This window comes from Pseudonocardia sp. GCM10023141 (assembly GCF_042653605.1).
This window is the reverse complement of sequence record NZ_JBHSIR010000055.1, coordinates 125,775-144,311: the sequence shown is the minus strand read 5'-3', so window position 1 is coordinate 144,311 and position 18,537 is coordinate 125,775. Positions and strand designations below refer to the sequence as shown.

At 73.2% G+C, this 18,537-nt stretch carries 21 protein-coding genes; 5 read left to right on the top strand and 16 right to left on the bottom strand.

Features of this window, described 5'->3' with window-relative positions:
- Nucleotides 1-10: 10 nt before the first annotated feature.
- The 4 genes from ACFPFQ_RS29720 to ACFPFQ_RS29705 form a co-directional block, all read right to left on the bottom strand.
- A complete protein-coding gene (locus tag ACFPFQ_RS29720; RefSeq protein ID WP_379624704.1) occupies nucleotides 11-841 on the bottom strand; it encodes a heavy metal-binding domain-containing protein in 831 nt (276 codons plus the stop codon).
- A 25-nt stretch (nucleotides 842-866) separates the two neighbouring features.
- On the bottom strand, nucleotides 867-1,715 hold the full coding sequence (locus ACFPFQ_RS29715; RefSeq protein ID WP_379624702.1) for a heavy metal-binding domain-containing protein: 849 nt from the start codon (nucleotides 1,713-1,715) through the stop codon (nucleotides 867-869).
- A 10-nt stretch (nucleotides 1,716-1,725) separates the two neighbouring features.
- Complete coding sequence (locus ACFPFQ_RS29710; RefSeq protein WP_379624700.1) at nucleotides 1,726-2,397, bottom strand: hypothetical protein; 672 nt, start codon at nucleotides 2,395-2,397, stop codon at nucleotides 1,726-1,728.
- A gap of 121 nt (nucleotides 2,398-2,518) precedes the next feature.
- Nucleotides 2,519-3,472, bottom strand: coding sequence for a helix-turn-helix transcriptional regulator (locus ACFPFQ_RS29705; RefSeq protein ID WP_379624698.1), 954 nt, complete (start codon nucleotides 3,470-3,472; stop codon nucleotides 2,519-2,521).
- A gap of 62 nt (nucleotides 3,473-3,534) precedes the next feature.
- Here ACFPFQ_RS29705 and ACFPFQ_RS29700 point away from each other — a divergent pair, with 62 nt between their 5' ends.
- The gene (locus ACFPFQ_RS29700; RefSeq protein WP_379624696.1) at nucleotides 3,535-4,017 is read left to right on the top strand and encodes a VOC family protein; all 483 of its coding nucleotides are present in this window, start codon (nucleotides 3,535-3,537) and stop codon (nucleotides 4,015-4,017) included.
- An 84-nt stretch (nucleotides 4,018-4,101) separates the two neighbouring features.
- On the opposite strand, the gene ACFPFQ_RS29695 is transcribed toward ACFPFQ_RS29700, so the two are convergent.
- A complete protein-coding gene (locus ACFPFQ_RS29695; RefSeq protein WP_379624694.1) occupies nucleotides 4,102-5,145 on the bottom strand; it encodes a response regulator receiver protein in 1,044 nt (347 codons plus the stop codon).
- 412 nt (nucleotides 5,146-5,557) lie between these two features.
- Between ACFPFQ_RS29695 and ACFPFQ_RS29690 the strand changes: the two genes are divergently transcribed.
- Nucleotides 5,558-5,761: a hypothetical protein gene (locus tag ACFPFQ_RS29690; protein ID WP_379624692.1), complete on the top strand. Its 204-nt coding sequence runs from the start codon at nucleotides 5,558-5,560 to the stop codon at nucleotides 5,759-5,761.
- A 34-nt stretch (nucleotides 5,762-5,795) separates the two neighbouring features.
- Nucleotides 5,796-6,974: a tyrosine-type recombinase/integrase gene (locus ACFPFQ_RS29685; RefSeq protein WP_379624690.1), complete on the top strand. Its 1,179-nt coding sequence runs from the start codon at nucleotides 5,796-5,798 to the stop codon at nucleotides 6,972-6,974.
- Between the two features lie 279 nt (nucleotides 6,975-7,253).
- On the opposite strand, the gene ACFPFQ_RS29680 is transcribed toward ACFPFQ_RS29685, so the two are convergent.
- The 3 genes from ACFPFQ_RS29680 to ACFPFQ_RS29670 are packed head-to-tail and all read right to left on the bottom strand — an operon-like array spanning nucleotide 7,254 to nucleotide 9,031.
- Entirely contained in the window at nucleotides 7,254-7,382 is a 129-nt protein-coding gene (locus ACFPFQ_RS29680) for a hypothetical protein (RefSeq protein WP_379624688.1), read from the bottom strand.
- A gap of 9 nt (nucleotides 7,383-7,391) precedes the next feature.
- The gene (locus ACFPFQ_RS29675; protein ID WP_379624686.1) at nucleotides 7,392-8,420 is read right to left on the bottom strand and encodes a ferrochelatase; all 1,029 of its coding nucleotides are present in this window, start codon (nucleotides 8,418-8,420) and stop codon (nucleotides 7,392-7,394) included.
- An 8-nt stretch (nucleotides 8,421-8,428) separates the two neighbouring features.
- Entirely contained in the window at nucleotides 8,429-9,031 is a 603-nt protein-coding gene (locus tag ACFPFQ_RS29670; protein WP_379624684.1) for a TetR/AcrR family transcriptional regulator, read from the bottom strand.
- 55 nt (nucleotides 9,032-9,086) lie between these two features.
- On the opposite strand from ACFPFQ_RS29670, the gene ACFPFQ_RS29665 reads away from it, so the two are divergent.
- A complete protein-coding gene (locus ACFPFQ_RS29665; protein WP_379624682.1) occupies nucleotides 9,087-9,566 on the top strand; it encodes a GNAT family N-acetyltransferase in 480 nt (159 codons plus the stop codon).
- Nucleotides 9,567-9,568: 2 nt separating this feature from the next.
- Here the strand turns inward: ACFPFQ_RS29665 and fabI are convergent, their stop codons facing one another.
- A complete protein-coding gene (fabI, locus tag ACFPFQ_RS29660; RefSeq protein ID WP_379624680.1) occupies nucleotides 9,569-10,345 on the bottom strand; it encodes an enoyl-ACP reductase FabI in 777 nt (258 codons plus the stop codon).
- A 37-nt stretch (nucleotides 10,346-10,382) separates the two neighbouring features.
- Complete coding sequence (gene fabG / locus ACFPFQ_RS29655; protein ID WP_379624678.1) at nucleotides 10,383-11,093, bottom strand: 3-oxoacyl-ACP reductase FabG; 711 nt, start codon at nucleotides 11,091-11,093, stop codon at nucleotides 10,383-10,385.
- Nucleotides 11,094-11,229: 136 nt separating this feature from the next.
- On the opposite strand from fabG, the gene ACFPFQ_RS29650 reads away from it, so the two are divergent.
- Entirely contained in the window at nucleotides 11,230-11,919 is a 690-nt protein-coding gene (locus ACFPFQ_RS29650; protein ID WP_379624676.1) for a hypothetical protein, read from the top strand.
- A 22-nt stretch (nucleotides 11,920-11,941) separates the two neighbouring features.
- Here ACFPFQ_RS29650 and ACFPFQ_RS29645 read toward each other — a convergent pair whose 3' ends face one another.
- The 6 genes from ACFPFQ_RS29645 to ACFPFQ_RS29620 all read right to left on the bottom strand — a co-directional run bounded on the left by ACFPFQ_RS29645 (nucleotide 11,942) and on the right by ACFPFQ_RS29620 (nucleotide 18,479).
- A complete protein-coding gene (locus ACFPFQ_RS29645) occupies nucleotides 11,942-12,907 on the bottom strand; it encodes a hypothetical protein (RefSeq protein ID WP_379624674.1) in 966 nt (321 codons plus the stop codon).
- Nucleotides 12,904-13,779 carry an ABC transporter ATP-binding protein gene (locus tag ACFPFQ_RS29640; protein WP_379624672.1) on the bottom strand — a complete coding sequence of 292 codons (876 nt, stop codon included), beginning with the start codon at nucleotides 13,777-13,779 and terminating at the stop codon, nucleotides 12,904-12,906. The genes ACFPFQ_RS29645 and ACFPFQ_RS29640 overlap by 4 nt, the downstream gene beginning before the upstream one ends.
- A 102-nt stretch (nucleotides 13,780-13,881) precedes the next feature.
- On the bottom strand, nucleotides 13,882-14,868 hold the full coding sequence (locus ACFPFQ_RS29635; RefSeq protein WP_379625472.1) for a VWA domain-containing protein: 987 nt from the start codon (nucleotides 14,866-14,868) through the stop codon (nucleotides 13,882-13,884).
- 2 nt (nucleotides 14,869-14,870) lie between these two features.
- Complete coding sequence (locus ACFPFQ_RS29630) at nucleotides 14,871-15,752, bottom strand: DUF58 domain-containing protein (protein ID WP_379625471.1); 882 nt, start codon at nucleotides 15,750-15,752, stop codon at nucleotides 14,871-14,873.
- A gap of 74 nt (nucleotides 15,753-15,826) precedes the next feature.
- Entirely contained in the window at nucleotides 15,827-16,867 is a 1,041-nt protein-coding gene (locus tag ACFPFQ_RS29625) for an AAA family ATPase (RefSeq protein WP_379624670.1), read from the bottom strand.
- Between the two features lie 283 nt (nucleotides 16,868-17,150).
- The gene (locus ACFPFQ_RS29620) at nucleotides 17,151-18,479 is read right to left on the bottom strand and encodes an NlpC/P60 family protein (RefSeq protein WP_379624668.1); all 1,329 of its coding nucleotides are present in this window, start codon (nucleotides 18,477-18,479) and stop codon (nucleotides 17,151-17,153) included.
- Between the last annotated feature and the right edge of the window lie 58 nt (nucleotides 18,480-18,537).

The following is an 18,537-nucleotide window of genomic DNA, read 5'->3' as shown; positions in this document are numbered from 1 at the left end:
GGCCAGCCTGTCAGTCGGTGAGCGGCAGCACGAGCTGTGGGGTGGGGATGCGGTGGTCAGGGCGCAACGGGTGCACGGCGGTGCCGATCGCGAAGAACTCGGTGGTGTGCCCGCCCCAGCGGTGGGCGTGGGAGAGCAGTTGCACCCCGACGATGCCCTCGGCGTGCAGTTGCTCGGCCTCGGTCTGCATCCGGCTCATCGCCAGCTCGCGGGCGTCGTAGAGGGCCTCGGTGAACTGCGGCAGCTCCACGTTCTGCCCGATGTTGTTCATCGCCTGCCAGAACCGCTGGTGCGCGATGTGGTAGACGCAGGTGCCCATCACCATGCCCAGCGGGGCGTACCCGGCCTGGATGAGCGTCCAGAAGTCCTGCCCGGACAGGTCCGAGGTGAAGGGCTGGTTGCGGTTGTTGCGCCACGACCCGCCCTCGGGGGTGCGCGGCTCGTCGGCCTTGACCGCGGTGCCGACGGCGATGAACTCGGCGAGGTCGGAGCCGAACTCCTTGAACTCGATCTCCAGCCGCACCCCGACGATGCCGTCGGCGCCGAGCTGGTCGGCCTCGGCCTCCATCCGGGTCATCGCGAGCTCGCGGGCGTGGTACATCGCCTGCGAGAGCGTGGTGAGCTCCTGGTTCTTGTTCCAGCGGCCGAACTGGAACCCGACGTGGTAGATGCTCGACCCGAGCACGAGCCCCAGCGGCCGGAACCCGGCCTCGCGGACGAGCAGGAACTCGTTGACCGACAGATCAGAGGTGAACAGGCTCGTGGCCTGCCCCGGTCGCATCTCCGCGAGGCGACGCATCGCGTCCTCGGGGATGCCCAGCTGCGTGGAATCGGCGGTCACGAGCAACTCCTGATCACGTCAAGGCTCACTTCAGGGACAGGAAGGTGAGGGTGCGCGTGGGCGCCGCCGCCGGGGCGTGGAAGCGCGCCAGCGCGGTACCGAACACCGACGCCTCCGCGACGTGGTCACGGTGGTTCTCACCCGGTTCGATCGACCAGGTCTGCAGGTCCATCGACGACACGACGGCCCCGTCGGCACCGGTGGCACGGACGTGGCGCCCGAACCGGGCCCGCGCGTCGGCCCGGGTGTGCGTGATCAGCTCGGTGTAGCCGCTGACCTCGGTGTTGCCGGCCGCCCACGACGACTGCTGGCGCGTGGCCCAGTCGTCGTGGCGGATGGCCACCGACAGCCCGAACACGAGGTCGGTGGGGATCCAGCCGGCCGCCACGAGCTTCGCGACGTCCTGGCCCGGCAGGTCGGTGCTGAAGACCCGCAGCGGGCGCGTGGCGCTGCGCGCCCGGACAGCGGTGCCCAGCGCGGTGAACTCGCGGGCGTTGTTGTCCATGCGCGTGGTGGTGAGCCGGACCCCGACGACACCGTCGGCGCCGATCGTCGACGCCTCCTGCAGCATCCGGTCCATCGCCGTGGTGTAGCCGCGGTTGAGGGCATCGGCGTAGGGGGCGAACCCGGTGAACGAGGTGGGCTGCACACCGTAGCCGCCGCCGATGCCGTAGACACCGCAGCCGCGGTAACCGGCCCACCCGATGCGCTGCACCATCGAACCCATGACCTCACCGACGGGGTCGAAACCGGCGGCCTCGAGCCCCGCGGCGGCCGGCGCGGACAGCAACGACGTCCAGGCGCCGCCCGCGGCGGCTCGGCGCGCCCGCTCGGCCGCTACCGGTGGAAGTCCCCGCCCGTCCCAGTCGGCCACGCCATCGAGACTAGCCCTCCGCGCGGGCGCGTGCCCGCGACGAGAACTGCACGTCAGGGACGGTACGGACGAACGGAACACCCCGGCCGATCGACGGGCGCGGTAGCCGTCCGTGCACCCGGAACGTGCCGATGACCACCAGCACGCTGATCGTGACGAGCGCGCGCTCGGCCAGCCCGATCGGCATCGGTGCACCCGTGGTGGTGTGCAGCACGAGCAGCGCCACCATCCACGCCATGCACCCGAACCCGGCCGCGGCGACCCACGTCAGCAGCCGCGACCCCATCCGGACGGCGACGACGTGGACCGCGACGAGCGCCGCGCCCACCGCGACGTTGTGCACCATGCCCGTCCAGGTGTTCTCCGCCTGGTCGAACACCGTGCCCATCGCGATGCCGATCGGCCACAACACCATCAGCATCAGGCCACCGGGGCGCAACCGCGTGACCGAGCGCCCGGAGGCGAGCACGGCGGCCAGCACCCCGCCCGCCGCCGCGAGCAGCGCGATCACGTAGAGCACCCCCACCGGGCTGGTGGCGTACGAGCTGATCGTGTTCGTGACCGCCCAGACCGGGCGTTGCAGGTCCAACGCGACGAGGATCGCCCCGGCGATCCCGAAGCCGGCAGCGGCGAGATGCGTCGGATCGGGCACGAAGCGCCGCCAGGCGATCGAGTTCGTCATATGGCGATCATGTCCTTGATCGGTCGGTCCGGCCATCAGGGGAACCCCCTACGTCGGGTGAGGTCTACCCGAAATCGGCCGGTCACAAGCGTGCGAGCGACAACCGGTGCGACGGGGGACGTCAGGATGCGGTCACCGCACGGGCGACCCGTTCGGACAACGTGCGCAGGTGGGTCAGCAGTTCCGGGGGCCCGTGAACGATGAAGTCACAGCCCAGGCCGATCAGCCGCGACGCGATCCAGTCCGGGGTGTCGGTGTGGCGGCGGACCCGGCAGGTGCGCTCGTCCACGATCTCGACGTCGGCGGGGGTGTCCCCGAACCGGCCCGTGATCGCCGCGGCCGGCGCGTGCAGGGTGACGTCGGCGATGCAGGTCGGGGCCGAGCGGTACAGCGACGCCAGCAGGTGCTCGGCAGCATCGGGGAGGTCGGCCACCGTGCTGCGGGCACCGGTGGTGACCGGCTCGGTGACGCGGTCCATGCGGAACGTGCGCCAGTCCTCGCGGTCGAGGTCGAACGCGACGAGGTACCAGCGCCGCCCGATCACGACCAGCCGGTGCGGCTCCACATGGCGGCGCGATGGGACCCCGCCGTGGGAGCGGTAGCGCAGGCGTGCGCGTTCCCGGTTGGCGATGGCCGTCGACAGCAGCGTGAGGTGGGCCGGGTCGACGGGCGGGGCCGTACCCGGCACGGGCACGACCGCGGCGCCCAGCACGCCGACCCGGCGACGCAACCGGGACGGCAGCACCTGCTCCAGCTTCGCGAGCGCGCGGACCGATGCCTCGTCGATGCCGGTGACGGCCTGCGTGGCGGCCGTGCGCAGACCCACCGCGATGGCGACGGCCTCCTCGTCGTCGAGCAGCAGCGGGGGCATCGCCGTGCCGGCCACCAGCCGGTACCCGCCGTCGGACCCGCGGGTGGCCGCCACCGGGTAGCCGAGCTCGCGGAGGCGGTCGACGTCGCGGCGGATGGTGCGCGGGGTGACGTCGAGCCTGCGGGCCAGCTCGCTGCCCGGCCATTCGCGCGGCAGCTGCAGCAACGTCAGCAGCGCCAGCAGGCGGGCCGCGGTGTCGGTCATGGTCCCAGGATGGCGCACTACTAGGACCGAAACAGACCTATACGGCTCCTACCGTTGCCGGCATGACGACCAACGGCATTCCCGAGGGCTACACCACCGTGACCCCGTGGATCATCTCCCCCGACACCGCAGCCGTGATCGACTACCTGACCGCCGCCTTCGACGCGGTCGAGCTCGGCCGGGTGGTCGTCGCCGACGGTGCCATCGGGCACGCCGAGGTCCGCATCGGCGACGCGGTCGTGATGCTCTTCGACGCCCGCCCGCACTGGCCGGCCACGCCCCAGTTCCTGCGCCTCTACGTGCCCGACGCGGACGCCACGCACCGGCGGGCCGTCGCCGCGGGCGGGACGTCGGTCACCGCGGTCACGCACCTCGCCTTCGGCGATCGGGTCGGGCGCGTCCGCGATCCCTTCGGGAACCTGTGGTGGATCCAGACCCGCGTCGAGGAGGTCGACGCCGACGAGCTCGCCCGACGCTTCGCCGACCCGAGGTGGACCGCAGCGATGGAGTACGTGGCGGGTGTGGAGTTCTTCCCCGCCGGCTAGTTCGTTATGACAGGTTCGTGGCAGCCTCGGTACTCCCGGTGACCGCCCCGGAGGGTGGCGCGAGACCACGCAGCGTGACCGCGGTCAGGCCGGTGGCGTGCGTGATCCGGCCAGCACCGCGGCCAGTGCCGTGCGGAGGTCGTCGGGGGTCAGCGCGAGCGAGCGGGCCTGCGCCGCCTCCGCTCGGACCCGGTCGAGCTCGTCACGCTGGCGCTGCAGCTCCTCCTCCCCCCGACGGCGCAGCGCCGCCTCGCGGTCGGCCCGCTCCCGGGCCGCTCGCAGGTCGCGGTCGAGGGCGTCGTGGGTGGCCCGCCGGGCCTCGACCTCCCCCGCCAGCGCTTCGGCCCGAGCCGTGGCCGCCGCGGCGGCGCTGCGGGCGGCGTCCCGTTCGGCTGCGACGAGGGCGACCGCCGTGCGGGCCGCGTCCCGATCCGCACGCAGCGCGTCCAACTCGACCTGCCGCTCCTGATCCCGGACGAGCGCCGCGGCGCGTTCCGTCTCGGCCCGCTCGGCACGCAACACCGCCGCCGCCCGGTCCCGCTCGGCCGCATCGGACCTGGTCAGCGCGGCCTGCTCGGCGACGACCGCCGCGTCGGCTCGCTGCCGGGCGGCACCGAGCGCCTCGGTGGCCTCCAGCGCCTGCCGGGCGGCCGCTCCCGCCCGCTCGACGGCCTCGCCGCGCTCCTTCGCCGCCCGCTCGGCCGCCGTCGCGCTCTGCCGGGCCCGCGCCACGGCCTCGTCACGTTCGCTCTCGGCGGCGAGCCGGGAGCGCTCGGCCGCCGCGACCCGCTCGTTGGCCACCTCCACGGCCGCGACGGCGTCGTGCTGCACCTCGTCGAGGCGCGCCGTGACGGCGACGAGCTCCGCCGCCAGCGCCTGCACCGGCACGCGCACCGCGTCGACGTGCTCGCGCAGCCGGTCGGCGTCCAGGCCGAACGCGGCCCGGCCGGAGCCGAGTCCCAACGCGTCGAGGGCGTCGCGTTCCCCCTTGGCCATCTGCGCGCAGGTCCGACCGCCCTCCCAGCGCGTGTCGCGGCAGAACGTGCGCCGCCTGCCGCCCTGCGGTCCCGGAGCCGGCAGCTCGGTCCGGCACTTGCTGTACCCGCAGCGGGTGGCCTCGTCGATCATGAGTGAACGCTAACAGTTCGTCGTATTCAAACTGTGAAACCAGTTAGGCGTTTCTCATACTGTTCTGATCACCAACGAAACCTGTGTTTCGTTGGGTGCTCAGCGCCGGCGCGAGCAGCAGGCTCACGGCGATCGACCCCCCGGCGAGCACGGCCATCGCCGGTGCCGCCCCGAGCCACTGCGCGCGGCCCCCGCGAGCAGCGCCCCGACGCCCTGCAGGCCGAGCATCCCGGCGGAGTGCAGCCCCAGCGCGTGCCCGTGAGCTCGTCAGGGGTCAGCGCCATCAGCCGGTCCTGGAGCAGCAGCGTCGCCGCGTACCCGAGGCCACCGCCACCGCGACCAGCGCCACGGGCAGTGGCGGGTCGACCGCGAAGACGAGGTAGGGCACTGCGAGCAGGAATGCACCCGCGGCGTGGTGCTGGGCGACCCCAAGAGCACCACGCAGCTCGTCGCGCTGACCGGGCAGGGCCTCGGTTCGGTCGGGCGGCGCTTCAAGGTGCTCCTCGATGCCCACCTCGTCGAACGACGCCGCTCCGGACGCTCGGTGCTGTACTACCGCTCGGCCACGGGTGAGGCGCTGGTGCAGTCCCAGCACCGGGATGTCGGCGCGTCCTGACTTCCATCCGCGGTGTGGCTGCGATGCTCGGGGCATGTCCGCCGACGCGCTCGCCGTACTGGAGTCGCTGCCGGCCGGCGGCGCGGTGGCGCTCGGCGGTGACGAGTGGCCCGGTGTCGCCGATCCGGACGTGCTGCGGGCCCAGATCGCCGACTGGCTCGGCCAGTACGCCAACCCCGGCACCCGCCGGACCTACGCCTACGCGCTCGGGCTACCGATCGCCTGGGCCGACGCGCTGGGTGCCGCCGTCGCGACCCCGACCTCGCCGCAGCGCCCTCCCGCGGCAGCCGCGGGCCCCCTGCACGCGCTGGCGTGGTTTCGCTGGTGCGCCGGGCGCGGCATGGACCCGCGGGCCGCCACCGGCACCGACGTCAAGGCCTGGCTGCACCTGCTCGACGCCGGCGGCGCGCAACGCCGGACCCGCCAGCGGATGCTGTCCACGCTCTCGGCGCTCTACGGGCACCTCACCGAGGCCGGGGTCGTGCCGGCGAACCCGGCGGCGCTCAACCGGGCCCGGCTGGGCCTGTCCACGAGCGCCCGCGACGCCTCCCCGACGGTCCGGCTGACAGCGGCCCAGCTCAAGGCGTTGCTGGTGGGGGCGGCGCGGCTGCACTACTCGCGCGACCCGCAGGTGGCGCGGCTCTACGCGCTGCGCGCCGTCGCGTTCGTCGGGCTGCTGACCTTGGGGCTGCGGATCTCCGAGCTCGTCGGCCTCGACCGCGCCGACCTGCTCCGCAGCGGCGGCGAGGACGTCCTGCGGGTGCTCGGCAAGGGCGGTGTGCATCGTGAGGTGTACGTCACCGCACTGGCCCGCGACGCGCTGGACGCCTACCTGGCCGAGCGGGACCGCGTCGGCGGGACAGCCGCACCCGCGCGACGGGGGCGCACGGCGGCGGGCGGTTCCCCGATGATCGCGACCCGCGGCGGGGGTCGCTGCTCGCGGGTGGACCTGTACTCGCTGCTGCGGAGGATCGCGGCCGGTGCGGGGCCCGCCCTGGACGGGCTCGCCGACCGCGTGCACCCGCACGCGCTGCGCCACGCGTACGTCACGATCGCGCTGGAGCAGGATGCGCGCATCCAGCACGTGCAGGCCGACGTCGGGCACGCGACGATCGCCACCACCCAGCACTACGACCGTGGCAGGCGCACGCGCGACACCACTGCCGCCGACCTGGTGGCAGAAGCGATCGTGGCGGCACCGGAGCCGGGCTGAGCGGCACCGGCCCCGCGCACAGGCTTCGTTCGTGACATCGAGGTGCCGGAGTGGCTGCGCGTGGGGCCGTGGGGTGCGATTCACCACGCTCGCCGCCGAGCGCGCGCTGGCTCATGATCCAACCGGAACGTGTGGGCGTTGATCACTCGACCGGCGCCGGGATCTCGCGTTGCAGGAAGGTGGCAAGGTGGCCTTCCCGCAACGCGGCCGGCGCGGGCGTCGAGTGCGGTACCGGATGGGTCCTCCGTTGGCACGCCACCTTCGCGTCGGGCTTGCACCTCACCCGCTGCCGACGGCCCCGCCGGTCACCCCCCGGGCCGGGCGGGCCCGATCCGGGTCGGCGGGGTAGTCGGTGAACCCCAGCGCGACCAGCCCCGGCACGTCGCCCCGATCCAGGTTGTCGAACATCGACGGAGCCTACGCACGCGCGGTGGGGCGCGCGGGGGGCTCGCAGCACCGCGCGGCGCACAGCTCCCCGTTGACCGTGCAGCCACCGGCCGCGACGGTGCCCAGCGACCGGGCGTGGGCGCCGGTGGTGTGCTCGGCGATCAGCTCGACGACCATGTCGGCGAACCGCGGATCCGGGCCGGCCGTGGCGGCGCGCGCGAAGCCCATACCGAGCTCCGCGGCGAGCTCGCGCGCCTCCGTGTCGAGGTCCCACACCACCTCGACGTGGTCGGAGACGAACCCGACCGGAGCGAGCACCACCGCGGGGACACCCCCGGCATGCAGCACCCGCAGGTGGTCGAGCACATCGGGTTCGAGCCACGGCACCTGCGGTGGGCCCGAGCGCGACTGCCAGACGACGTCGTAGTCGGCCACCCCGACGGCCTCGGCGACCAGGCGCGCAGCCTCCGCGATCTGGCGCGAGTAGCGGTGCCCGCCCTCGGCGGGCGGACCGGCCGTGGCGTCGGCCGAGTCGGGCACGGAGTGGGCGGTGAACACCAGCCGGGCGGGGCCCTCGATCTCGCCCAGCGCGGCACGCACGGCGTCGGCGTTGGCGGCGACGAACGCGGGGTGGTCGAAGAAGTGGCGCAGCTTCAGCAGCTCCGGTGCGGCCTCACCGACGGCCTTGCGGGCCCGCGCGATGTCCTCGTGGTACTGCCGGCACGCCGAGTAGCCGCCATAGGCACTGGTGGCGAACACGACAGCGCGCCCGACGCCGTCACGGGCCATGTCGGCCACGGCGTCCTCGACCATCGGGTGCCAGTTGCGGTTGCCGAAGTAGACCGGCAGGTCCGTGCGGGCCTCGACCGCGGCGATCAGCTCCCGGTTGCGCGCGTTGATCGGGCTGACGCCCCCGAAGTGCTGGTAGTGCTCCTCCACCGCGTCGAGTCGCTCCGGCGGGATGCCGCGTCCGCGGGTGACGTTCTCGAGGAACGGACGGACCTCGCCAGGCCCTTCCGGACCGCCGAAGGAGAGCACCAGCAGGGCGTCGACATGCACGATGCCGATTAGACACCCAGCGGGTCGGACGCGCCGACGCGGGCGAGAGCGCCATCGAGCGCGGCGTGCTGGGCCTGTTCGTCGTAGCTTTCGGGGTCCAGCGCGGCAAGGGTGTTGAGCCCTTCCACGAGCGCGACCAGCGAGGTCGCCTCGGCCCGGCACGCCGCCGCGTCCCACTCGGGGCGGCAGGCGGCGACGAGCCGCGCGATGCGGTCGAGGAACGCGCGGTTGTGGCCCACGTGCTGGCGGCCCAACGCCGCGTCGGAGAGCCCCTCGGCGAGGAAGCTCACCCAGATCCGGGCCTCGTCGCGCGCCTGCGGGGTGAGCGACGCGGCATGGGCCAGCACCTCGCGCAGCACCTGCAGCGGAGGCGCCCCTGAAGCCTCGACGGCGTCGGCGCGGGCCCGGGTGCGGTCGTGCAACAGCTGGCGGGCGTGTGCCAGCAGCGCCTGCTTGCCGGGGAAGGCGTGCAGCACCAGCCCGGTGGTGCAGCCCGCGCGCTCGGCCACCGCGCGCAGCGTCAGCCCGCGCACGCCGTGCTCGGCAAGCACCGCCCAGGTGGCCGCGGACAGCCGGGACTGCTGCTCGTCGAGGTCCCGGGTGCGTGCCATCCCGACACCGTAGCAACTGTTACGGTAACGATCGCTACGAGAACGAGGGAGCCCCATGCAGGACACCGTCACCATCCGCTCCGAGAGCTGGGACGCCCCCGACGGCGCCGCGCTGCGCACCGCCCAGCGCGTCGAGCTCGACGCCCGCTACGGCTGCGACGACCACGAGCCCGGATCCGCACCGACCGCGGCCGACGTCGCCACCTTCCTCGTCGCGCGCGACGGCAGCGGCACCGCACTGGGCTGCGGCGGCCTGCGCCTGCTCGACGCCGGCTGCGCTGACCGGAAGTGCAAGGCGGAGATCAAGCGCATGTACGTCGCCCCCACCGCCCGTGGCACCGGGGTGGCGACAGCGGTGCTGCGCGCGCTGGAGGACGCCGCCCGCACGCTCGGCGTCACCGAGCTGGTGCTCGAGACGGGCACGGCCCAGCCCGACGCCATCCGCTTCTACGAGCGCGAGGGCTACCGGCGGATCGAGAACTTCGGCGCGTACCTCGGGTCCGCGATCTCGGTCTGCTACGGCCGCACGCTCTGAGCTCAGACGCCGATCGCGTGGAACCCGCCGTCGGCCATGATCATGGAGCCGGTGGTGACCGGCAGCCAGTCCGACAGCACCGCGCAGATGGTCTTGGCGACCGGCACCGGGTCGGTGACGTCCCAGCCCAGCGGCGCGCGGTCGTCCCAGGCGTCCTCGAACGCGGCGAAGCCGGGGATCGACTTGGCGGCCATCGTCTTGACCGGACCCGCGGCCACCAGGTTGACCCGGATGCCCTTCGGGCCGAGGTCACGGGCCAGGTAGCGGCTGACCGACTCGAGCGTCGACTTCGCCACGCCCATCCAGTCGTAGGCAGGCCAGGCCTGCCGGTTGTCGAAGTCCATGCCGACGATCGAGCCACCCGGGCTCATCAGCGGCAGCAGGGCCATCGCCAGCGACTTGAACGAGTACGCGCCCACCTGGATCGTGGTGGCCACGTCCTCCCACGGCGCGTTGAGGAACGCCCCCTCTCCGAGGCACGACGCCGGGGCGAAGCCGATGGAGTGCAGGATGCCGTCCAGCCCCGGGTTCTCCCCCAGGTGCGGCGACACGCGCTCGACGAGCGAGTCGAGCTGCGCCTGGTCGGCGACGTCCAGCTCGACGACCGGGGCTGGCTTGGGCAGCCGCTGCGCGATCCGCTCCACCAACCGCATCCGACCGTAGCCGGTGAGGACGACCTCGGCGCCCTGCTCCTGCGCGACCTTGGCCGCGTGGAACGCGAGCGACGCATCGGTGATCACGCCCGTGATGAGCAGGCGCTTGCCCTCGAGCAGTCCCATGGGTGGAGGCCTTTCGTGGTGGAGGAAGGGAGCGGGATCAGTGACCCATGCCGAGGCCGCCGTCGACGGGGATCACGGCCCCGGTGACGTAGCCGGCAGCGTCGGATCCGAGCCAGGTGACCGCGGAGGCGATCTCGTCGGTGCTCGCGTAGCGGCCCAGCGGGACCTGCTTGAGGATCTCCGCGCGGCGCGCGTCGGGCAGCGCACGGGTCATGTCGGTGTCGACGAAGCCGGGCGCGACGACGTTGGCGGTGATGCCGCGCGAGCCCAGCTCCCTCGCGACGGAACGCGCGAGGCCGACCAGCCCCGCCTTGGACGCCGCGTAGTTGACCTGACCGGCCGAGCCGAGCAGCCCGACCACCGACGACACGAAGATCATCCGGCCGCCGCGGGCCTTCAGCATCCCGCGCGACGCGCGCTTCGCGACGCGGTAGGCGGCCGTGAGGTTGGCGTCGACGACGCGGGTGAACGACTCCTCGCTCATCCGCATCAGCAGACCGTCGTCGGTGATGCCGGCGTTGGACACGAGCACCTGCACCGGCCCGTGCTTGTCCTCGACCTCGGTGAAGGCGGCGTCGACGGCGGCGGCGTCGGTGACGTCGCACTGCACCGGGAGCAACTCCCCCGGTAGATCGTCGACGGGGCTGCGGTGCGTCACCGCCACCTGATCGCCCTGGGCCGCGAACGCTTTCGCGATCGCCAACCCGATACCTCTGTTGCCTCCGGTCACCAGCACGCTGCGGCCCACGGGACGCCACCCTAGGGCACGCCGGCGCCGCTGCCACGCGGAGCCGGACCCGGACACGTGTGTCGATGGGCACGCGCGACGTCTCGTTGCCCAGGTCTCGTGCAGGCGCGCGGGCGGCACATGGTGGACTGGGGTCGTGAAGATCACCGTTCGCGGGGCCGCCGCGCTGCTCGTGACCACGGCGGCGCTCGTGGCAGGTTGCTCCTCGCCGCCGGGACCGGCGCCGGCGAGCCCCGCCCCGGCCCTGCCCGCCGACGCCATCGCGTACGACGCGCTCAAGTCCACCGACCGGCCGTTCCCGTTCACGAACTCCTGCAAGCAGATCACGGCACCGGTGCTCGCCGCGGTTTCGGGCCGCAAGGCCACCGACATCAAGTCGCTGGCCGGGCCCGCCGGGTGCATGGTCGCGATCTCGGGCAACCCCGAGCTCGAGCAGGTCTGGCTCGAGCCCAAGAGTCCCCCGAACCCCTCCGAGCCGCGCTACTTCCCGCTGCTCTGGGACGGCAAGGGCGCCTCGACGTATCACCGCAGGCTCATCTTCGCCGGCCGCTACTACGCCGTCGAGACGATCGACTTCTACGGTGGCCAGCCCGGCTGCTTCCTCACGGTCGACACCGGTTCGCCCACGGCGCTGCAGTTCCGCGGCATCCTGCCCGAGAAGTTCGCCAACACCTATCCCGAGCTGAACCCGGGCAACACCGGCTACGAGATCGACCACGAGGGCACCCAGAAGTTCATGGACGAGAACTGCCCCGTCGTCGAGAAGATCGCGGGTGACCTCATCGAGGCCGTCGACCCCCGCGGCGGGTCGCTCGCCACCGCCTGACCCGCCCGGGCGGCTCGAGCCCTCAGGCCAGGTCGCGCCGCGACACCCGGTACCCGGCGAGCGCGAGCAGAGCCGCCCACAGCAGCAGCGACACGATCACCGGTGCCGGCCCCCCGATCGGGGCCAACGTCGCCAGCGCCGCGGTGGGCGTCGACGGATCGAGCCAGGTGAACACCTGCGGAGCCAGGCCGCTGATCGTCATCATCACCGGCACGCTGATGCCGTAGACCGCGAGCGCACCGGCGGCGTTGGGCACGAGCATCGCCACGGTCAGCGCCACCAGGATCGTCAGCAACGTGCCCAGCACGCTGACCCCGATGACCCAGCCCACGCGGTATCCCAGCAGGTACGTGGCCCCGACGCCGGTGGTGGCGCCCGGTGCGATGAGGAACGTGATCAGGATCTGCAGCGCGGCACCGAGGAACCACAGCACCAGCACCACCGCGCCCTGCGCCAGGAAGTAGCGCCGCCGCGACGGCTGCGCCAGCAACGTCGACTGCGCGCTGCGGTGCTGCCACTCGCCCGCGATCAGCTTGATCAGCGCCGCGTGGAACAGCACGTGCCCGGCGCGCACGGCGTAGAACGTCGGGCTGATCTGATCAGCGGCCGACGCGTGCGAGGACGCGTACTTCGACCCGGTCTGCACCAGCACCGTGATGCCGATGACCACCAGCGGGGCGAGGATCAGCAGGATCCGGTCCGACAGGGTGCCCGTCAGCTTGCGCAGCTCCACCAGCACGAGCGTCGGGAACCCCGTGCGCCGGGAGGCCGCCTCGAACCCGCCCTGCGGTCCGGCCGGCACCGGGGGCATCGCCGGGGACGGCGGCGGTGGGGCGTACGCGGGTGGGGCGAACTGCCGCTGTTGCATTCCCTGCGGGGGCCCGGGTCGTGGCCAGACCGGACCGGGAGCAGGCGCCTGCTGCGGGTACCCGCCCTGCGGGTTCGGGGGCGCCGGCCATGCGGGCCGGGGGCCCTGCGGGTGGGTCATCGCGCGCTCCCGGACAACCTGAAGAACATCTCCTCGAGGTCCTGCTGATGGTCGGTGATGCCGGTGACGCGGACACCCGCCGCGAACACGATGTCGGAGACCTGCCCGCTGGTCGCGTCGGCCAGTATCTGCCCCTCCGGGCCGGGCTCGATGCGCACGCCTGCCCGCATCAACGCGTCGGCGAGAGCCTGCATGTCCGGGCCCCGCACCAGCGCCCGGTTGGACGCGAGCAGCTCGCGGATGGGCCCGTCGGCGACGATCCGCCCATGGCCGATCATGAGGATCCGGTCGGCGGTCTGGTCGACCTCCGACAGGACGTGACTCGACAGCAACACGGTGCCGCCGCGCCCGGCGTGCCCGCGCAGCAGCTCCCGTACCGCCCGGATCCCGACCGGGTCGAGGCCGTTGATGGGCTCGTCGAGCATCAGCAGCGGCGGGTTGGCCAACAGCGCCTGCGCCAGCCCCAGCCGCTGGCGCATCCCAAGGCTGTACTTGCCCACCTTCTTGCGGATCGCGTCCCCGAGACCCAGCTGCACCATCAGCTCGTCGGCCCGCGCCGCGGGCACCCCCATCAGGGCGGCGGTGTTGCGCAGCTGCGCCCCACCGGCCCGGCCGGGGTGCACCGCCGAGGCGTCGAGGAGCACACCGGCGATGTGCCCGGGATTGGCCCACTCCCGGTAGGGCTTGCCCGCGATCCAGCTCCCACCCCGCGTGGGCGGCGTCAGCCCGGTGATCATCCGCATCGTCGTGGACTTCCCGGCGCCGTTGGGCCCCAGGAAGGCCGTGACGGTGCCGGGCTGGAGATCAAACGAGACGTCGTCGACCACCGTCCGCCCCGAATAGATCTTGGTCAGCCCCCGCACGCTCAACACCGGCGGATCATAGCCAGCCGCTCCGCCCCACGTCGGACGCGTTGCGGAACCTCGAAGTGTCATCGGGTGAAGATCGGTTACCGGGCCGCCGACGGAGCCTGGCTACGGGAGCCTGCGCCCCATCGCGATGCCCGATCCGACGCCGCCGATCAGCAGCAGCGCCCCACCGGCCAGCCACGGGCGGCTGGTGTCGACCCGGCGCGTCTCGTACCCGATCTGCTCGCCGAGCTGCGCGTAGACCTGCCGCAGCTCCTGCTCGGTGGCTGCGGAGAAGAACTGCCCGCCGGAGAGCTCCGCGATCCGGCGCAGCGACGCGTCGTCGACCGCCACCGGCGTGCGCTCACCCGGGTTGATCTCCACGGAGCCGTACGCCGTGCCGAAGGAGATCGTGGACACGGGCAGCTTCATCGCCGCGGCGGCCTTCGCCGCGGTGAAGGAGCCGCGCGGCTCGTCCTCGCCGTCCGGGCCCGGGACCGTCTGCTTGCCGTCGCTCATCAGCACGATGCGCGCGGGCGGCGGGCCGTCGGCCGACGCACCCGCGATCGACTGGGAGAACGACTCGATCGACTGCATCGCCGCGAAGATCGCCTCGCCGGTGGCCGTGGACTCCGAGAGCTTCAGCCCGTCGACGGCGCGCTTGATCGCCTCCCGGTCGGCAGTGGGCGGCTGCAGCACCGCTGCGGTACCGGCGAACGACACCAGCCCGAGGTTGACACCGGGCGTGAGCTGGTCGGCGAACGACTTGGCTGCGGCCTGCGCCGCCGCCAGCCTGCTCGGCACCACGTCGGTGGCCTTCATCGACAGCGACACATCGATCACGAGCATCACTGTGGCGCGGTTGCGCGGCACCTTCGCCTCGGCCTGCGGGCCGGCCAGCGCGATCGTCAGCACCGCGAGCGCACCGATCAGCGCGGCCGCCGGGATGTGGCGGTACCAGCCGGGGCGCTTCGGGGCGATGCGGTCGAGCAGCTCCAGGTTGGTGAACGCCACCGTGTCGCGGCGGCGCCTGCGCAGCAGCACGACGTAGGCCGCGGCCAGCACCGCCACCACGATGAGCAGCAGCAACCACCACGGCTCCGAGAACAGCACGTTCACCGCCCTCCCCCCGACCACAGCCGCTTGCGGCCGAGCGCGAAGCGCACGACGTCGGCGATCCAGTCGGAGTCGGTGCGCAACGTCAGGTGAGCGGCACCGCAGCGGCGCAGCGTGGCGGCCACCAGCTCCCGGTGCTCCGCGGCGGCGGCCGCGAACTCCCGGCACAGCAGCGGGGTGGTGACGACCTCGCGCTGGCGTCCGGTCTCCGGGTCGGCCAGCACGACCGTGCCGACGTCGGGGAGCTCCAGCTCGCGGGGGTCCAGCACCTCGACGGCCAGCAGCTCGTGGCGTGCCGAGAGCGCGCGCAGCGGGCGTTCCCAGTCGGGATCGCCCAGGAAGTCGGAGATCACCACGGCCAGCCCGCGCCGCCGGGGTGGGCGGCGCAGCTGCTCGACGGCCGCGGCGAGATCACCGCGGGTGCCGATCGGGGCGCGCGGCATCTCGGCGACCTTGCGGATCAGGCCGCGCGCGTGGGCGAGCCCGCCGGTGGCCGGCACCCGCAGCATGCGCTCGCCGTTGGCCGCGAGCACGCCGATCCGGTTGCCGCCGCCCCGGGTGAGGTGGGTGACGGCCGCGAGTGCGGCGATGGCGAGGTCACGCTTCTCGCACGACGCGGTGCCGAAGTCGAGGCTGGCCGACAGGTCGACCACCACCCACGTCTCCAGCTCGCGGTCGGCAACGGTGTCGCGCACGTGCGGCTCGGTGGTGCGGGCCGTGGCCGCCCAGTCCATCCGCCGGACGTCGTCGCCGGGCTGGTAGGCCCGCGCCTCCCCCGGCTCGCTGCCGGGGCCCGGTACGAGACCCAGGTGGTTGCCCTGCAGGAGCCCGTCGAGGCGGCCGCGGACCGTGAGCTCCAGGGTGCGCAGCGCGGCCTCCATGCGCCCGTCCTTGAACGACGGTGGCGCCGTGGCGGGCCGTCGCGATGCCGCGACCGCCGCGCCGGGAGCGCTGCTCACGCCGGCGCACCTGCCGCGCTGAACTGCTGCGGGCCGGCCTGCGGGCGCGCGCTGACCTGCGGCAACGGCACCGTGGCCAGTACCCGCGAGATGATGTGATCCATCGGGACGGCGTCGGCGATGGCGTCGTAGGACAGCACCAGCCGGTGGCGCAGCACGTCGGGGGCGACGTCGAGCACGTCCTGGGGCAGCACGTAGTCGCGGCCCCGGACCAGCGCCAGCGCCCGCGACGCGGCCACGATCCCGAGCGTCGCGCGCGGTGAGGCGCCGTAGGACACCCACCCGGCGATGTCGGCCAGGCCGTGCTCCGCGGGCGTGCGGGTGGCGACGACGAGACGCACCACGTAGTCGACGAGCGCGTGGTGGACGAAGACGGTGGAGGCGACCTTCTGCAGCCGCACCAGCTCGTCGGGATCGATCACCTGCGTGGCGACGGGCGGCTCGGCGCCCATCCGGTAGACGATCTCCCGCTCCTCCTCGACGTTCGGGTACTCCACGATGATCTTGAAGAGGAAGCGGTCGCGCTGCGCCTCGGGCAGCGGGTAGACGCCCTCGTTCTCGATCGGGTTCTGCGTGGCCAGCACGAGGAACGGGTTGGGCATCGGGAACGTCTTGCCCCCGATCGACAGGTGCCGCTCGGCCATCACCTCGAGCATCGCCGACTGCACCTTGGCAGGCGCGCGGTTGATCTCGTCGGCGAGCACGAAGTTGGCCACCACCGGGCCCAGCTCGACGTCGAACTCCTCACGACCCTGCCGGTAGATCCGCGTGCCGAGGATGTCGGCAGGCACCAGGTCGGGCGTGAACTGCAGGCGCGCGAACGTGCCGCCGACGACCTTGGCGACCGTCTCGACGGCCAGCGTCTTCGCGACGCCCGGCACGCCCTCGAGCAGCAGATGCCCCTTGGCCAGCAGGCCGACGAGCATCCGCTCGACGAGCCGGTCCTGGCCGACGATCACGCGCTTGATCTCGAAGACGACGCGCTCGAGCCGCTCGCCTTCTCGGGCCGGGCTGGGTACGGACTCCTGGACGCTCACGTCCCCATCTCACCGCAGCGCCCGTGAGACGGCGGTGAGCCGCTCCCCTGGGTCGAGGCCGGCGTTCGCCGGTCAACGAACGGTTGTCGGGATGGAGGCGTCAATGATTCGATGACATCGGGGGAGTAGGTGATCGGGGGCGGCAGGCCCCCGCGCCGGCCCCGTTGCGAGAGCCCGCCGCGCCGGGCGAGTGATCAACGCCCACCGGTTCCGGTTCGATCATGAGCCAGTGCGCGCTCGACCACCCGGCACGAACAACGAGAGGCCCGGGGCCGGGCCCCGATCAGAACATCCGCGTCGCCTGCGACACGAGTCCCTTGGTGCGCAGCGGGGTGATGCGGACGTTCGCCCCGGTGTAGGGCGCCTCCAGCATCTGGCCGTTGCCGATGAACATGGCCACGTGGTGGATCGGCTCGCCCGGGTTCTGGTAGAAGACCATGTCACCGGGCCGCAGGTCCGAGATCGGGACGTGGCGGCCCGCGTTGTACTGGTTCTCCGCCACCCGCGGCAGCGCGATTCCGGCTGCGCCGAACGCGTAGAGCATCAGGCCCGAGCAGTCGAAGCCGATGCGGTTGAGCGGGGAGCCGAGGCCGTCGGGGATCCCCGTGCTCGCGCCGCGCCCGTTGCCCCCGCCCCACACGTACTGGACGCCGAGCTGCGACATCGCCCGGTCCATCACCCGCTGGACGGCGTCGCCGCCACCCCGGGCCGGGGCCGGCGCGTTGCCGATCCGCGGCGCTGACGCGGCCGCCGCTGCGGCTGCTGCCCGCGCGTTCGCCGCGTCACGTGCGGCGCGTTCCCGCGCGGCCTGCTCGGCCGCCTGCTGGCGCTGCCAGGTGTCGTAGCGGGCCCGCTGGTCGCGCAGCCCCGCGTCCGATGCGACGGCCGCGTCGAGCCGGCCCTGCACCTGCGCGCGCTGGGCGGCGACGTCGGCCAGCGCCTTGGCCTGCGCCTGTGCGGCGGCATCGGCAGCGGCCACCGCGGAGTCCGCGGCCGCCTTCGCGCTCTGGGCCTGCTGCTGACGGTCCCGGGCCGCATCGAGCGCTGCGCGGGCAGCGGAGTCGGCATTGGCCTTGTCGACGCGCGCCCGCTCGAGCGCGTCCTGCGCCGCCACCTGGCTGCGGACGATGAGGTCGTTGAACTCCGAGCGCGCCACCAGGTCGTCCGGGCTGGTCGCCTCGGTGAGCAGGCCGAGCGGTCCGGTGTCGATCCCCTGCTGGTACGTGGCCGTGACGAACTCGTCGAGACGCATCCGGGCCTGGTCGATCGCGCCCGACGCCGCGTCGGTCTCGATCCGGGCGTCGTCGGCCTGCTTCGCCGCCTGTGCCGCGGCGTCCCGGGCGGACTGCAGCGCGACGAGCGCACCCTCGGCCGACTCGCGCTGGCCCGCGAGCGCGGCCTGCAGGTCGTCGGTGCGGCTGTCGAGGTCGGCCAGCTGCGTCGTGAGCAGGCCGACCTCGCCTGCCGTCTTGCTGACCGCGTCGCTGCTGCTCTTCAGATCGTCGTTGCTCGGGTTGGGCGGCGGCGTCGGCGGCTGGGCGAACGCGGTGCCGTTCCCGCCCAGCACGGCGAGCAGCACGACCAACGCGAGAACGCGCCCGGACCGCCGCACGGAACCTCCACCTCGGCACATGATCGTTGCGAGCGTTCCGCACCGTGCCATCGCCGCC

Coding starts and splice junctions, on each gene's coding strand:
- ACFPFQ_RS29710 (WP_379624700.1), bottom strand. CDS start 2,397: ATGACGAACTCGATCGCCTGGCGGCGCTTCGTGCCCGATCCGACGCAT.
- ACFPFQ_RS29705 (WP_379624698.1), bottom strand. CDS start 3,472: ATGACCGACACCGCGGCCCGCCTGCTGGCGCTGCTGACGTTGCTGCAG.
- ACFPFQ_RS29700 (WP_379624696.1), top strand. CDS start 3,535: ATGACGACCAACGGCATTCCCGAGGGCTACACCACCGTGACCCCGTGG.
- ACFPFQ_RS29695 (WP_379624694.1), bottom strand. CDS start 5,145: ATGATCGACGAGGCCACCCGCTGCGGGTACAGCAAGTGCCGGACCGAG.
- ACFPFQ_RS29685 (WP_379624690.1), top strand. CDS start 5,796: ATGTCCGCCGACGCGCTCGCCGTACTGGAGTCGCTGCCGGCCGGCGGC.
- ACFPFQ_RS29680 (WP_379624688.1), bottom strand. CDS start 7,382: ATGTTCGACAACCTGGATCGGGGCGACGTGCCGGGGCTGGTCGCGCTG.
- ACFPFQ_RS29670 (WP_379624684.1), bottom strand. CDS start 9,031: ATGGCACGCACCCGGGACCTCGACGAGCAGCAGTCCCGGCTGTCCGCG.
- ACFPFQ_RS29665 (WP_379624682.1), top strand. CDS start 9,087: ATGCAGGACACCGTCACCATCCGCTCCGAGAGCTGGGACGCCCCCGAC.
- fabI (WP_379624680.1), bottom strand. CDS start 10,345: ATGGGACTGCTCGAGGGCAAGCGCCTGCTCATCACGGGCGTGATCACC.
- ACFPFQ_RS29645 (WP_379624674.1), bottom strand. CDS start 12,907: ATGACCCACCCGCAGGGCCCCCGGCCCGCATGGCCGGCGCCCCCGAAC.
- ACFPFQ_RS29630 (WP_379625471.1), bottom strand. CDS start 15,752: ATGGAGGCCGCGCTGCGCACCCTGGAGCTCACGGTCCGCGGCCGCCTC.